Below are 15,082 nucleotides of genomic sequence, written 5' to 3'. Positions count from 1 at the left end.
TCACACCTACCGGAGGAATCGGGACATCAGGATGGAGAGGCACGTGCGGCTCATGTACTTGATCACGTTGCCGAGCTTGAGGTAGCTCTCGCCGCCCTGGCGCTCCTGCATGGTGGCCTGGATCTCTACCACCTTGCCGTACCTGCGCGCCACCAGGGCAACCATGTCCGGCTCGGGGGCAAGGTCGAAGGCGGTGGAGAAGAGCCTGATCATCTCGCGGTTGTACATGCGCATACCGCTCGTGGGGTCCGTGATCTTGGCGCCCGTGGTGAGCTTGATCAGGAAGGTGATGAGCCGGGAGCCCGCACCGCGGGCGCCGGAGGGCTTGACCGTGCCATCGAGGTAGCGAGAGGCGATGACCATGGCGGCACCCTGCTCCTCAAGCTCGTGCGCCATGACGGGAATGTATGCAGGGAGGTGCTGGCCGTCCGCGTCGAACTGCACCACGGCGTCGTAGTCGTGCCTGAGCGCGTACTTCATGCCCGTCTTGAAGGCTGATGTGAGGCCCGTGTTGATGGGGAGGCAGGCGCCGTTGAAGCCGTTACGACGCACTACGTCCCAGGTGGAGTCCTTGGAGCCGTCGTTCACGATGAGGCAGTCCACCTCCGGACAGGTATTCTGGAGCGAGGAGACCGTTCCCTCAAGGCACTCCTCCTCGTTGTATGCGGGCACTACGGCAAGTATCTTCATGCGCTGTAACTCCGTCGATATGAGAACTGAAAGCTAGTCTAGCGATTTGCCTATTTCAATGCCATGAGTTTAGTACTTGTAGTACAGGGCCTCGGGCACGCCGCGGGTGATGTTTGGCGTGAAGTAGGGGTCCCCGTAGATGAAGATCTCCGGCCATCTGTATCTGAGCAGGGAGATCTCCCGGAGCTCCCTGACCTTGGACGCGGGATCACTGTCGTCCCCACGCGAGATGGACTCGTAGTGGTAGAGCTCGACGTCGGGGTCGTAGACCACGAGCAGGCCAGCGCTTCCCAGCTTGAGGCAGAAGTCGACGTCGTTGAACGTGACCGCCAGCTCCTCGGTAAAACCGCCGACCGATTCGAATACCTGCTTCCGAACCATCATGCAGGCAGCGGTGACGATGCTGAGGTTGCGCTGGAGATGGGCAAACTGGAAATAGTCGGCAGTGCTCGTACGGGGGAGATCGCGGAAGAGGTGGTCAACGCACCAGGAAGTGACGCAGACGCCGGCGTGCTGGATGGTGTCGTCGGGGTAGTAGAGCCGCGCCCCGACGGCGCCGACCTCGCTGCGAGCGCAGTTGCCCAGGAGGAGCTCAAGCCAGCTCTCTGTGATGATCTCCGTGTCGTTGTTAAGGAGGACGTAGTAGTCTCCCCGAGCGTGACTGGCGCCAAAGTTGACGATCTTCGAGAAGTTGAACTCATGCTCCCAACGAACGACGCGCAGCTTTGCTCCGTAACGCTGTTTAAGCTCCTCGTAGAACGAGAAGGTCTCCGGTCTGACGCTGTTGTTCTCGACGACGATTACCTCAAAGTTGTCGTAGGTGCTCCTCTCAAAGATGGACCGGACGCAGGCGTCGAGTAGCGGGACCTGATCTTTGTTGGGGATGATGATGGAAACGAGAGGGCTCGGCGAGGGCACGTCGTAGATGATGCGGTAGGTCGCAGATCCCTCGCGAGCAACGACGGTTGCGGAGACGCCCGTGCGCGCGAGGTGGTTACGGAGCGCTCGCTCCCCGGCCTGGATGGCATAGTCCTTGGCGCCAATTTCTCCGCTGGTGGACGACTCGGTGATACGCCAGTGATAGAGCACCTTGGGTACGTGGTGGAGCGTGCGTCCCCGTTCGGCGCACTGGAGGACGAGGTTGAAGTCCTGAGCTCCGTCGAACTCGGGAGTGTTGGGTGGTAGCTCCTCGAACAGCCTCCTCCTGATAGCGAGGAGGTGGCAGACGTAGTTGTTGCTCCTCAAGAAGTCCAGGCTAAAGTCCGGCTTGAAGAACGGGGTCAGATGGCTCCCGTCGGGGAGAATCTTGTCCTCGTCGCAGTAAATGAGGTCGATGTCGTCATGTTCGTTCACGGCGAGGGCGTATTCGAAGAAAAGGTCCGGCTCGATGGTGTCGTCGTGGTCCAGGAAGCAGACGAAGTCACCCGTGGCGAGGGCGGCGCCGGCATTGGTGTTGAGCGAAATCCCCAGATTCTCCTCGAGCGTCACGCTTCTGACGCGCTCGTCCTCGGCGCATGCCGCCTCCACAAGCCGCGCGAGCTCCCTCTCGGCTGGGCTCGCATTGACGAGGATGAGCTCCCAATGCTGGTAGGTCTGCGCGAGCACGGAGTCGAGCATCTTGGTGAAGAGGGGCGCGGGGGTCATGAAGAGGGGAACCACGATGCTGAATGTGGGCTGCTCGTCGAGCACAGTGGCCCTTTGACGCCGCAGCTCGCGTTCGCTGGCGCGATGGAGGCTGAGCCACTCCTCGTGGTAGGGGTCTGATGCGGCGCTCTTGTAGAGCAGCTCGTTCGAGGCGGCGAGCTTGCCCACGACAGCCCCCTCGGGGATGTCGAGCAGCTGATAGTCCTCGGGGTGCTTCTCGTCGGGAACGAGGTAGACGTGCATCGTCTGGACCTTTTCGGGCACACGGAGGGAATAGGTCACCCTCACTCTTCCCGGCTCTCCGGGGGCCTCGGCGGCAACGTTAGCACGCCCCATCAGCACCATGTCGTCTGCGAGAAGGTCTAGGCAGTCATCCAGGCAGATGAACGTCGGCGTCTTGTCCACCTGGTCCTCTCGTAGGCAGAAGCTGACCCTTACCAGAAAGGTGCCGTCGCCGTAGGCAATAACGGATCCGAGCTCGGCAGCAAAGCGATCCGCATCCTCGGTCTCGGCATCTCGCCGCTCGTCGACACGGAGCAGCTCCTCGCATGCTTCCCGACGGAGGCGGTTACCGAGGCGTCCAGCGAGCCCCTCGTCGCCGAGGTTGACGCTTCGAGCCTGCGTTTCAAGAATCCTACCCTCCTCGTCGAGCTTTCCAATGCAGTAGGCGCCTGTTTTAGCGGACAGTCTCGGCGTCACCGCCACATAGGTTGTCTTGCCCCGCTCGGTTGACCCCAGCGGGTAGAGGCGGCAGGGGAGCGGGTTGGGGACGAGCGATCGGTCGATCAGGGTGGTGAGATGCTCGTGAGCGTCGAGCCCCTCGATGACGAGTCTCTCGTAGACGCTGTCCTTGGCATGGCAGATGAGGTCTGTGCGTATGCGCATGTCGGTCCTTCCCAGGCCGCCTGTATCGTCCGTATGTAAACCATAATAGCCGGTGGGCTTCTCGGTCCCCCGCTCGAACTCAAATGCTAGAATCCTCCCGGCACAGTTGGGCAGCTCCCCTGCATGTCGATAGGGGAGATTGGCTTCAACTACCCCAAGCCGTCGCTCTGGATACCAAGATTCGAGCAAGATGAGAGGGAAGCACCCCATGCACAAGAATAAGATTCTCTCGACGGTCCTTGCCGTCCTGCTCGGTGTGACCGTTGCGCTCTCGCCGGTGATGCAGCCGCTGGGCGTTGCGTTTGCCGAGCAGACAGTCTCAGCCGAGAGCGCCGCTGCGGCGGGTCAGGAACCCGTCTCGCCCGAGGCCATCGAGCAGGAGGGCTCTTCGGCCGAGGACGCGGACGAGGACGAGGGGGCTCTCGCCCCACAGGACAGTGAGGCCGAGCCGTCAGGCTCCACGCTTCCGTCCTCCGAGGTCCTCTCGTTCCTCTATATTGACGTCGCAGAGATCGAGCCCGGCGAGATGCAGAACGTCGTCGTCGCCCTCAACGAGTCGATCGGCTCGACCATCTCGTCGGCGGCTCTCACCATCCAGAATGAGACCGGCGAGGACGTTGCGACCTATGAGCTCGCCAACTCCGATGCCCTTGCGGCGCTCTTCTCCTTTGACACGTCGGAGCTTGGCGCCGGCACGTATCAGGTCGGCAGCATGAGCGTCGTCACGGATACCGGCTCGTACGTCATCGACTTCAGCGACGCCCAGGTGAGGTCCTTCTCCATCTCCTACGGCGTCTCCTCGCTCTCCCTTGAGGCAGAGGAGAGCCATGACTCTGTAACCGCCTACACGATTGACGAGGAAGGCAACCTCGTGGAGGCCGAGAGCGTGGCGATGGCCGTCTCCTCCGCCCAGCAGGTCACGAGCTCCCGCTCCCGTTCGCGCACCTCGAGTCTCGTGATCGCGCTCGACCCTGGTCATGGTGGATATGACTCCGGTGCCGTGGGGGTGAACGGCGTCCACGAGGCCGATCTTACTTGGAAGATCGCCAACTACTGCCGTGACGAGCTCGTGAACGAGTACGGAGCAAAGGTCGTGTTTACGCGCGGCCAGAACGAGAACCCCTCGCTCAAGGAGCGCGCGCAGCGCGCGGCAGATGCCGGTGCCGGCGTCCTCGTAAGCATCCACCTCAACTCCACGGGATCCGGGGCTGCGTATGGCTCCGAGATCTATGTCCCCAACAACCACGGGTACGACACAGAGACCCACTCCGTGGGCGTCGACCTCGCCGAGAAGATCATCGACCAGCTCGCCGCGCTCGGACTCCACGACCGCGGCGTCAAGACGCGCGATTACGAGACCGGCAACATTTACGACGCCAATACCGACGGCAGCACCTCGAAGGACTACTACGGCATCATTCGCGAGTCCCGTGCCCTCGGTATCCCCGGCATCATCGTCGAGCATGCCTTCATTGACAACGTCAGCGACTACAACAACTATCTCAGCTCCGATGCCAAGCTCAAGGCGCTCGGTGTGGCGGACGCCACGGGAATCGCTCAGCAGTTTGGGCTCTCAAAGAACCTCGAGGAGCGCTATGCGGCGGTATATGACTACGATTTCTATGTGACCAAGTATCCCGATGTGGCGGATGCGTTTGGTGGTGACAGGCAGGCGACCTTCAATCATTTCCTCTCCAACGGCATGAAGGAGGCTCGCCAGGGCTGTGCCAGCTTTGACGTGCTGAGCTACTACAACCGCTACCCGGATCTTCGTCGTGCCTTTGGGTCTGACCTCCCGAGCTACTACGAACACTATGTGTCGAGCGGAAAGGCCGAGAACCGCGTGGCTACCGGCTGCTCCGCCATGACGGGATGGGCGACCTCGATGGACGGGATCGACTACTCGTCGGTCTACGACCCTTCGTACTATCTCAATCACTATGCCGATCTCAGCGCGGCGTTCAGCGAGAAGCTTGGGACCGTGACCTTGGTGGACGACGCTGCCCTTCTGTCCCACTTCGTCTCCTATGGCATGGCGGAGGGCAGGTCCGGTAACGAGGCGTTTAACGTCCTGGGCTACTACAACCGCTATCCGGACCTTCGACAGGCGCTTGGGACCAATCTCAAGAGCTACTATCTGCATTACGTGAACAACGGACGCCTTGAGAGCCGTAGTGCTACAAGCTGCGCGTTCCAGGGTTGGACGACCTCGCTCGGTGGCACGGACTATTCCGCCGTCTATGACGGTGCGTACTACTACGACCACTACGTTGACCTGCAGAAGGCCTTCACCGTCAAACCCGGTCAGGTTCAGCTGATTGATGACGTTGCCCTTCTCAGGCACTTTGTCAACAATGGCATGGCGGAGGGTCGTCGCGCCAATGCGAGCTTCAACGTCACGTACTACCAGTACCGTTACACTGACCTCCAGGCCGCCTTTGGCACGGACCTCAAGTCCTACTACCTCCACTACGTCACCAGCGGCTGCCACGAGGGACGCCAGACTGACGGCACGGTCCCGCCCAACTGGTCGATGAGCGTCTCGTCCAAGAGCATCATGGGCACGTCAACGACGAGCGCGGCACAGATGGCGAGGTATTACCGGTCGGTCGCCGGCGAGTCTGCCTATCCTGCGAGCGTCTACGCGAGCAAGGGCGCTCCCACCATCGAGGACTTTGCTCGCATCGTCTACGAGGAGGCGACCGCCGAGGGCGTGCGAGCTGAGGTCGTCTTCTGTCAGGCGATGCACGAGACGGGCTGGCTGCGGTTTGGCGGAGACGTCAGCGTGGGGCAGTGCAACTTCGCTGGTATCGGGGCGACGGGCGGCGGGGCGGCCGGTGCCACCTTCGGCGACGTTCGCACGGGCATCCGGGCACAGGTGCAGCATCTCAAGGCTTATGCGAGCACTGAGCCCCTCAATAACCCCTGTGTTGACCCGCGCTTTCACTACGTGACGCGTGGAATCGCCCCCACGCTCGATGACCTTGACGGCAGGTGGGCTACCGGCAATGGATACGGGAGCAAGATCTACTCCCTTATACAAGAGCTCGGCCGCGCTTAGGCTTGCGCACGAAGACGACGGAGCCCCGGTGACGAGCGGTCACCGGGGCGCCTTTGTGTCAGCTCGGCAACTCTGGGCGCGGGCCAATCAGAATACGTAGTAGCTGCTGTAGGGCAGGCCCGGTCTCAGGTTTGGTGTGTAGTAGGGGTCTGCGACGGCAAACCGCTCGGCCCAGCGAGCCGTGAGGGTGGCCTTCTCGCGAATATAGCGCGCGCGGCTCGCGGGGTCCTCGTCAAAACCCCTGCTGAGCGACTCGTAGTGATACATCCTGACGAGCGGCGTGTAGACGACGAGCAGGCCCTTCTCCTGGAGCTTGAAGCAGTAGTCGATGTCGTTGTAGGCGACGGCGAGGCCTTCGTCAAAGCCTCCCACTAGGTCAAAGGCTGCGCGACTGGTCATCATGCAGGCGCCGGTCACCGCGGAGAGGTCTCGAGGCATGTCGAGAAGCTCGAGGTAGCTGTGGGACCCGTCCGGAAGATGCGCAAAGAAGTGCCCCGGCTCGCCGGTCGTGTTGACGCCGGCGTGCTGAATGGTCCCGTCGGGGAAGAGCAGCTTGACCCCAACCGCGCCCACGTCGGAGCGTGCGCAGAGCCCGAGCATGATCTCGATCCAGTTTGTGGTGATGACCTCGGTGTCATTGTTGAGAAGCAGGAGGTAGTCGCCTTTGCTCGCCAATGCCCCGGCGTTGACGAGTCGGGAGAAGTTGAACTGCTCGGGACGGCTTATGACGGAGACCCGCTCTCCGTAGGTACGCGTCAGCTCGTCGTAGAGCGCCCACGTCTCCTTCAGCTCGCTGCCGTTGTCCACGAGGACGACCTCAAAACACTCGTAGGTTGACTTCTCAAAGACGGAGGTCACGCAGCGGCGCAGCACATCGGGGTTGTCCTTGGTGGGTATGACGATCGAGACGAGGGGGGATGGCTCGGGAACGTCGTAGACCACCGTGTAGGTAAACGGCTGCTCGCCTGGCGAAACGGTTGCCTTGAGGCCGAGTCGCTCGAGGTGACTTCTCACCGCTCGGATGCCAGCCTGGACGGCATAGGGCTTGGAGTCGGTCCCCGATGCCGCCGACTGCGGGGTGAGGCGCCAGTGGTAGAGGACCTTGGGGACGTGGTGGATGTGGGTGGTCCTCTCCGCCGCCTCGAGGGTGAGGTTGTGGTCCTGAGCGCCGTCGAACTCACGCGTGTTGGGCTCGAGCTGTTCGAGCAGGGACTTTCGTATGGTGAGCATGTGGCAGACGTAGTTGTTGTTGCGCAACAGGTCGATGCTGAAGTCCGGCTTGAAGAACACCTCTGAGTGCGTTCCGTCCGGCATGAGCTTGTCCTCGTCGCAGTAGAGGAGGTCGATCTCTGGGTCCTTCTCTAGTGCCAGCGCGTACTCATAGAGGGCGTCCGGTTCGAGCAGGTCGTCATGGTCGAAGAAGCAGACGTAGTCGCCCGTTGCAACGGAGATGCCCGCGTTGGTGTTCTCGGAGATGCCGAGGTTCTCCCCGAGCTCGACGGACCTCACGCGCGCGTCCGACGAGCAGAGCAGCCCGACCTCGTGCGCAAGCTCGTCGCACTCCGGACTCGCGTTCACGAGGATCAGCTCCCAGGTGCGATAAGTCTGAGCCAGCATGCTCTCGGCCATGTCGCGGAAGAGGTCGAGAGGGGTCTTGTAGAGCGGGACTATCACGCTGAACTTGACCTTGCCTCCACAGGGCTGATGAGAGCGCTGGAGCTCCAGCTCATAGTCGGTCGCCCGGTGCAGGGACAGCCACTCGTCATAGTAGGGGTCGTGCGCGGCATGCCGGTACAGGAGCCGGTCCATCTCCTCCCTAAGTTCGTCGCAGCGTGCCTGCGTGAAGCACCTGGCCAGGCGCACGCGGCGCGTGCCTGCCTCATAGGCGCAGAGGCAGAGGTCTCCTTGGTTGTAGGGAATCTTGCACGAGAAGGTGATCCGCCGCATTGACGGCCCACCCTCCACCGGGGAGGGGAGCGTGGATTCCCCGAGAAAGACAAAGCCGGAGGAGACCTCCTCGAGCCTTGAGTTCACGCAGGCAAAGCGCACGTCCTCGGCACTCCCGTCATCCGGCAAGGTGAGCGAGATGCGAAGCATGATGTGCTCGGCCATCGAGATGACGGTGAGCACCTTGACGGCAGCGTCTCCGAGCTCCGGCGTACGTTCGTCGATACAGCGGATCTCGGCGCAGGCTTCGGGCTTGGTCCGGTAGTTAATCCTCGAGCGCCATTTGGCAGACGGGAAGGCGACCTCCATGACGTGCTCGTCGGAGAGGGCTCCCTCTCTCGACCGCTCGGCAAGCACGTAGTGGGCGCCTTCCAGGGGAAGGTCGGGGTAGACGGCCACGACGCGCGTCTCTGCTTCATGGCGTCCCAGGGGGACAATGCGACAGGGGAGCGGTGCGTGACCGTCCCGTTCGCGGTAGACGAGGGCTACGTCGGCACCCTCGGGGAGATCGGTGATGGAAAGGAGCTCGTAGACCTTCTCGCTCGCCCTGCAGAGCAACGTGGACTTGACGTGCATACTGATGCGCTCCCGTCGCTTGTGGCCAACAGTTTGCCCGACAGCGGGCCGTACCTTACAGCAGTATAGCAACCGGGGGATTCCGTGCCGCACGGTCCGTCCGTGTACTATGGGGGGAGACATTCCGCCCACCAGCCATCTCGGGAGGCTTCCGTGCCGCGTGTTTCCATCGTCGTCCCCGCATACCGCTCCGCCTCGTATCTCGACGGCTGCCTCCAGAGCCTGGAGGGCCAGACCCATCCCGACCTTGAGATCATCGTCGTGGACGATGCGAGTCCCGACAAGACGGCAGAAACGGTCCTGCGCCACGCGGAGTGCGACCGTCGCGTGGTCCCTCTGCTGCTCGAGCGCAATCTTGGTACGCTCGGCGCCCGCAAGGCGGGCGTGCTTGCAAGTACCGGCGACTATGTCATGCTCGTAGATCAAGACGACGAGCTCGAACCCCGGGCCGTGGAGCTTCTCGTCGCGTACGCCGCGGCTCATCCCGCGGACATCTACCACTTTGCCGCGCGCGTGGTCGCCGAGAACGAGACCGCTCGACAGGCCGCCGGAGGAATGACCTCGTTTCTCACCCCGACGCCGCGACGCCTTGTGGGAGAGGAGATTCTCAAGACCCAGCTCGCCGAGACGGGCGGCTTTGACTGGCACGTACACCACAAGCTGTTCCGCGGTGATTTTGCTCGCAGCTGCTATGCGGAGGCAACCGATGAGCGGCTCGTGCTCTCGGACGACATCTACGCAAGCTTCATCCTATGCTCCCGGGCGCGCAGTTACGAGGCGCTGCCCGACTCCCCGTGGTACCTCTATCACCTGGGCAGAGGGGAGACGTACGGCCAGGCCCTTACGATTGAGACCTACGGGCGCCTCGCGAATGCGGATGGCAGGGCGCTTGCCCTGGCGAGGGAGTATGCCCTCGGCCCCTCCGCGCCGGCGCGCCCCGACTGGGCGGAGCGTCTCGACGACCTGCGCGACAGGCTCGCGTTCCACGCCATGAACGAGTGGATGGACAGCCTTCCCGCCGAGTTCGGGGAGCGAGGGTGCGAGCTTGCCCTCGCGAGCCTCCCGGCGGACGCGGTATGCGGGGAGCTCTACCGCTTTGTGCGCGACCGCGCATACGCGCTGCTCCAGGAGCGGGACAGGTCCTCGGATGGGGCCCGCGCGCTCGAGCGTGACGCACTGCGCTACCTCGAGCTCGCGCGGAGGGTCGAGGCCGAGCCCGCGTTCGACACGGACAACGCCAGGTACCGGGAGATGCGGGAGATCGCCTGCCGGCACCTCAGGGAGACGGGGCTCATGGGCGACGGGGAGCAGGCTGGGCCTCGGCCCGGGATTGTGCGCCGCGCTTGGGCGATGATCCGCGGCGCGCTCCGCAGATAGGGCTATCCAACTCCGGTTATAATGCTCCTGCCGACTATGGAGGTGCCCCGCATGCTTTCTTTCTCTGTCGTGGTGACAGCCTACAATAACGATGCATACCTGCCCGCCTGCCTCGAGAGCGTGGCACGCCAGAACCATTCTCGCTGGGAATGCGTCGTCGTGAACGATGCCAGCCCGGATGCCACCCGCAAGATCGCCGAGGGGTTTGCGGCTGGCGACGATCGCTTCAAGGTGCTCAACCTCAAGAGCAACCGGGGCCTTCACCTCGCTCGTGCGGCGGGCGTCGCGGCCAGCTCGGGCGACTACCTCCTCTTCCTCGATGCCGATGACGAGCTCTCCCGCACTGCTCTCGAGGAGCTCTCCGCCTCTCTCGAGGCGCGACCCGCCGACATGCTCCACTTTGGTATAGAGGTCGTGAACTGCGGCGTGTCCGAGGAGGGTGCCGCCTCGTTTGGCGCCTATATCAACAAGGACGTTGCGTACCTGTCTAGGGAGGAGCTCCTGCGGACCGTCTTCACCTCGGAGGGGGGCTATCTCCAGGACTGGCGGACGACGCAGCGCGTCTACCGCACGGAGCTCGCCAAGAGGGCGTTCTCCCTCATGACGGACCAGCGGCTTGAGCGCGCTGAGGACTGCTACGAGACCCTGGTTCTCTGCGACCTTGCGGAGGGCGAGGCGACGGACGGCTCCATCAGGGCGCTCCGCTACCACTACGGCAGGGGCGTGACCGGCGAGAGCGCTATCGACGAGGCCACTTTCCGCCGCTTTGTCGACCAGTTCGGTCGTTGCGTTGCCGCGATGGAGGACTACGTGGATTCCTCTTCGGATCCTCGGCTCGCCGACTGTGTGGTTGGGGCAACTTCCAAGCTCAACGACCTTCTCATGAACGACTGGGAGCTCCGCGTTGCGGACGCGGACAAGCTCTCCGCTGCCTCCTATGCCGCCGAGGTCATGGGTACGCTTCCCATTGCGACCCAGCTCATGCGCCTCGTGCGCGACGAGTCCTTTGCCCAGTGGGACTCTGGCGCAGCGTTCACGGGATCTGAGCCGTACCTCTCGTGGTTCCGGCTGGGCGAGGAGCTCGCCGCCGGGGAGCGCCACGAGGCCGATGACGAGTACACCGAGTATCGCCACGAGGCGCGCGATCACATCGCCGACCTCGAGCGCCGCTCGGCATGGGCGCCGGAGGGATCCTCCCCGTCACTTGTCAAGCGCTCGTCCTACGAGGCGCAGCCCATCCGCATCTTTGTGACCACGCACAAGGACGTGGACACGTTCTACAGCGACATCCTCCAGCCCGTCCAGGTTGGGGCAAAGTCACCCAGAAGGCGCCTTCTCTGGGCGTTCCAGGACGACGAGGGAGACAACATCTCCTCCCTCAATGCCATGTACTGCGAGCTCACCACGCAGTACTGGGCATGGAAGAACGTCGACGCGGAGTACTATGGCTTCTGTCACTACCGCAGGTACTTCGACTTCTCCGAGGGCCAGCACGAGGAGAATCCCTACGGCGAGGTGATGGATTCGAGGATCGACTGGGGCAGCCAGAGCGAGTATTGCCTCGATGACGCGTCAATCACGCGCGTCGTGGACGGCTGCGACGTCATCACGACGGGCGTCAACGACTTCAGCGCGTTCCCAGAGTCCTACGAGAACCCCATTGACCTCTATCGGCGCTCTCCGTACCTCCACGTGGAGGACCTCGAGCGCGTGATTGAGATCATGCGAGAGATGCATCCGGAGTACGGCGAGGACGCCGATGCCTACCTGAGCTCGAGCACGTCGTGCTTCTGCAACATGTTCATCATGCGAAGGCAGCTGTTCTTCGACTACTGCGCTTGGCTTTTCCCCATCCTCGAGCGCTTTGTGAGCGAGTGGGACACCTCCCACCTGAGCCACGAGTCGCTCAGGACCCCGGGTCATCTCTCCGAGCGGCTGCTCAACGTCTACCTCATCCACGAGAGGAGAGTGAATCCCGGTCTCGTGTGGAAGGAGCTCCAGTGCGTCCACTTCGAGAACCCAGAGCACACCGTCGTTGAGAGGGTCGTGCCCGTCGAGAGCCACGGCCTTCCCGTCGTCCCCGTCGTCTTTGCCTCCGATGACGGCTATGTCCCCATGGTGACGGCAACCATATGCTCCATGCTCAGAAACGCCTCGACCGACCACTTCTATGACGTCGTGGTCCTGGAGAAGGACATCACGGACGCCCATAAGAGGGAGATGCGCTCGTTCTTCTCGGCGTTCCCGAACGCGTCCGTTCGCTTTGTGAACGTCTGGCCACTCATCCGGGCCTACAACCTCCGTACGAGCAACGCTCACATCAGTGTGGAGACCTACTATCGCTTCCTCATTCAGGATGTGCTCTCCTGTTACGACAAGGTGCTCTACCTTGACTCCGACCTCATCATCGAGGGGGACGTCTCAGAGCTGTTCAACGTCGACCTCAAAGACGGTGTCCTGGCAGCCGTTCGGGACATCGACTATGCCGGCAACCTTGACCTCAACGACGGCGAGCGCGTCCGCTATTCCGAGGACGTGCTGGGACTCAAGGACCCCTTCGACTACTTCCAGGCAGGAGTTCTCGTGCTGAACACAGCCGAGATGCGCATCCTGCATACGGTCGAGGAGTGGCTCGAGATGGCTGCCGAGCCCAAGTACATCTACGATGACCAGGACATCCTCAACGCCGAGTGCCAGGGGAGGGTGACGTTCCTCGACAACGCGTGGAACGTGATGATCAACTGCGACAACCGCTTCAAGAAGGTGTTCTCGTTCGCCCCTGCGCGCATGTACGACGACTTCATGGACGCCTATCGCAACCCCCGGATCATTCACTACGCGGGTTACGAGAAGCCGTGGAAGCCGGGTTCGTGCGACCTGGCCGAGAGGTTCTGGCACTACGCGCGTCAGACGCCGTATTACGAGCGACTCCTGCTCATGGCCTACGCCGACTCTCGTGAGACGACCGAGAAGATCGAGCGCGCCCGACAGGAGGTCATCGAGGCCCTGACGACCCATGAGCGGGCGCTCGGTGAGGACAACCCCATCCGCGGCGTCGCCGACGTGGTGCTTCCTATGGGTTCCCGTCGACGCGAGGTACTCAAGAGTGCCGTGAGACATCTCAGGGGCAGGCGATAGCCGCATGGCGGCATCGCAGGTGACGGGGGCGTGCATGGACAGGCGAGAAGCGCTTAGTCGGCTCCAGGATGAGGAGCTCGACATCCTTCTCATGTTCAGGGACTTCTGCGCAGAGCGCGGGCTCGGCTGGTTTCTTGAGTCAGGGTCCTGTCTGGGGGCTATTCGACATCAGGGCTTCATTCCCTGGGACGACGATGTAGACGTCGGCATGCTGCGTCCGGACTACGAGCGCTTTCTCGAGCTGGCGGAAGACGGGCTGCCCGAGGGCTACTCCCTTCATGTCTATCGGAACACGGATGGCTATGCGGCGATGTTCGCAAAGATCTACCGAGACGGAACCGTGTTCAGAACGCGCGAGACCACGGAGGCGGGATGCGCCCAGGGGATCTTCATCGACATTTTCCCCTACGACGCCTTGTTGCCCGCGGGAGACGCACGCAATCGCCAGTGCCGCAATGCTCAGCTCTGGAAGGCGGTCTCCTTCCTTTATCACGCGCCGAGCATCACGGTCCCGGATAGGGGCCTCAAGGGTGCGGTGGAGAGGCTGGCGTGTCGCGTGGCGCACAGGCTCGTGCGCGCATTGTTCCGAAGGGACGACATCGCGAGGCGATGGGAGCGCTCGATCAACAACGGGTCAGGGAATCCGCGCGCATCGGAGTGGGCACTGCTGATGGGTCAGAGGGTGCGAGTCTTCTCGTATGACGACCTGTTCCCAACAAGACTCGTGCCCTTTGCCGGCCACCAGCTCCCCGTTCCCCGGGACACCAACGGGTATCTCGAGAGGCTCTATGGAGCGTGGGAGCGACTCCCGGCCCCTGAGGAGCGAAAGACGCATCTGCCGCTCGAGATAGTATTCTCGGACGGCTCCGCGTGGGAGTCGTAGGGGGGCGTTTGGCGGCAGGAGCCTAGAGTCGATAGGCTTCGACGTGGTGGGGGATGCGCTCCTCCTCGGGCGGCAGCTTGCGCCAGTCCCCGTAAATCTGTTCGAGGTACTTCTCGGGCTCAGCCGGCCCCTCGAACGTTACAGACTCAAATGTGAGCGGCTTGGTGGGGAAGAGCAGCGCGGCCTCGGTTATGCGCCCGCCGGCGACCAGCTCGCCATAGTAGCCCTCGCCGCGGGGGAGCGAGCGGTCCGCACCGGAGGCGTCGGTGGTCGCCATCGCCCGTTCGTCCATCATGCGGCAGACTTTTACGTAGTCCAGATGTTGCGCTATAGGGCAGACGATTTTCTTGGCCAGGCGCGCGGCGGCCGTAGCTCCCGTCGTGGGGTCGGTGACGATGAAGCCCCTAAGAAGGTTGAGACGCTTTCTCCTGCGCAGGGTGCGTCGAACCGCGGGGCTCTCGGGGTTGATCCGGTCAAGGGGGAAGATGTCGATCCAGACGCCCTCCGGGAAGCGCTTGCCAAGGAAGCGCTCGTACATGACGGTGGAGGGGTCACAGAGCTTGAAGAATACGTTTTGGCTCTTGCCGTCGCGATACGACGACAGAACATAGGGGGTGTCTTCCTCAGGGATGAGCTCAGCGAGACGCTCGTAATCATCACGGGGCATGTAGACGTCTATGTCGTCGTCCCAGGGAATGAAGCCCCCGTGCCGCACGGCTCCCAAGCAGGTGCCAAACGCAAGCAGATAGGCGAGGTCGTATTTCTTGCAGATTCGGTCGAGCTCGACCAGCATGTCAAACTCGATGCGCTTGACCTCGTCGAACGAGAGCCTCTCCAATGGTGACCTCCGTGGCCGGATGTTACAAACGTCGAGATGATGA

Annotated in this window: 8 protein-coding genes; 4 read left to right on the top strand and 4 right to left on the bottom strand. The window is 62.6% G+C overall.

Features of this window, described 5'->3' with window-relative positions; genetic code table 11:
- Positions 1 to 6: 6 nt before the first annotated feature.
- Both E0L17_RS07225 and E0L17_RS07220 read right to left on the bottom strand, forming a co-directional pair.
- Positions 7 to 690 carry a glycosyltransferase family 2 protein gene (locus E0L17_RS07225; protein ID WP_167930584.1) on the bottom strand — a complete coding sequence of 228 codons (684 nt, stop codon included), beginning with the start codon at positions 688 to 690 and terminating at the stop codon, positions 7 to 9.
- A 69-nt stretch (positions 691 to 759) separates the two neighbouring features.
- Complete coding sequence (locus E0L17_RS07220; RefSeq protein ID WP_167930583.1) at positions 760 to 3,219, bottom strand: glycosyltransferase family 2 protein; 2,460 nt, start codon at positions 3,217 to 3,219, stop codon at positions 760 to 762.
- Positions 3,220 to 3,427: 208 nt separating this feature from the next.
- Here E0L17_RS07220 and E0L17_RS07215 point away from each other — a divergent pair, with 208 nt between their 5' ends.
- A complete protein-coding gene (locus E0L17_RS07215) occupies positions 3,428 to 6,280 on the top strand; it encodes an N-acetylmuramoyl-L-alanine amidase (protein WP_167930582.1) in 2,853 nt (950 codons plus the stop codon).
- An 87-nt stretch (positions 6,281 to 6,367) separates the two neighbouring features.
- On the opposite strand, the gene E0L17_RS07210 is transcribed toward E0L17_RS07215, so the two are convergent.
- On the bottom strand, positions 6,368 to 8,803 hold the full coding sequence (locus E0L17_RS07210; RefSeq protein WP_167930581.1) for a glycosyltransferase family 2 protein: 2,436 nt from the start codon (positions 8,801 to 8,803) through the stop codon (positions 6,368 to 6,370).
- A gap of 153 nt (positions 8,804 to 8,956) precedes the next feature.
- Between E0L17_RS07210 and E0L17_RS07205 the strand changes: the two genes are divergently transcribed.
- From E0L17_RS07205 to E0L17_RS07195, 3 genes are all read left to right on the top strand, one after another.
- Complete coding sequence (locus tag E0L17_RS07205) at positions 8,957 to 10,180, top strand: glycosyltransferase family 2 protein (protein ID WP_167930580.1); 1,224 nt, start codon at positions 8,957 to 8,959, stop codon at positions 10,178 to 10,180.
- A 51-nt stretch (positions 10,181 to 10,231) separates the two neighbouring features.
- Positions 10,232 to 13,318, top strand: coding sequence for a DUF4422 domain-containing protein (locus E0L17_RS07200; protein ID WP_167930579.1), 3,087 nt, complete (start codon positions 10,232 to 10,234; stop codon positions 13,316 to 13,318).
- 91 nt (positions 13,319 to 13,409) lie between these two features.
- Positions 13,410 to 14,201, top strand: coding sequence for a LicD family protein (locus tag E0L17_RS07195; protein WP_167930578.1), 792 nt, complete (start codon positions 13,410 to 13,412; stop codon positions 14,199 to 14,201).
- Positions 14,202 to 14,223: 22 nt separating this feature from the next.
- Here E0L17_RS07195 and E0L17_RS07190 read toward each other — a convergent pair whose 3' ends face one another.
- Positions 14,224 to 15,039 (bottom strand): LicD family protein, encoded by an 816-nt coding sequence (locus E0L17_RS07190; RefSeq protein ID WP_167930577.1) that lies wholly within the window; start codon positions 15,037 to 15,039, stop codon positions 14,224 to 14,226.
- Between the last annotated feature and the right edge of the window lie 43 nt (positions 15,040 to 15,082).

Origin of the sequence: Olsenella sp. SW781 (genome assembly GCF_012027725.1) — a bacterium.
In the GTDB taxonomy this organism is placed as follows: Bacteria; Actinomycetota; Coriobacteriia; order Coriobacteriales; family Atopobiaceae; genus Thermophilibacter.
This window is presented reverse-complemented; position numbering and strand designations above follow the sequence as displayed.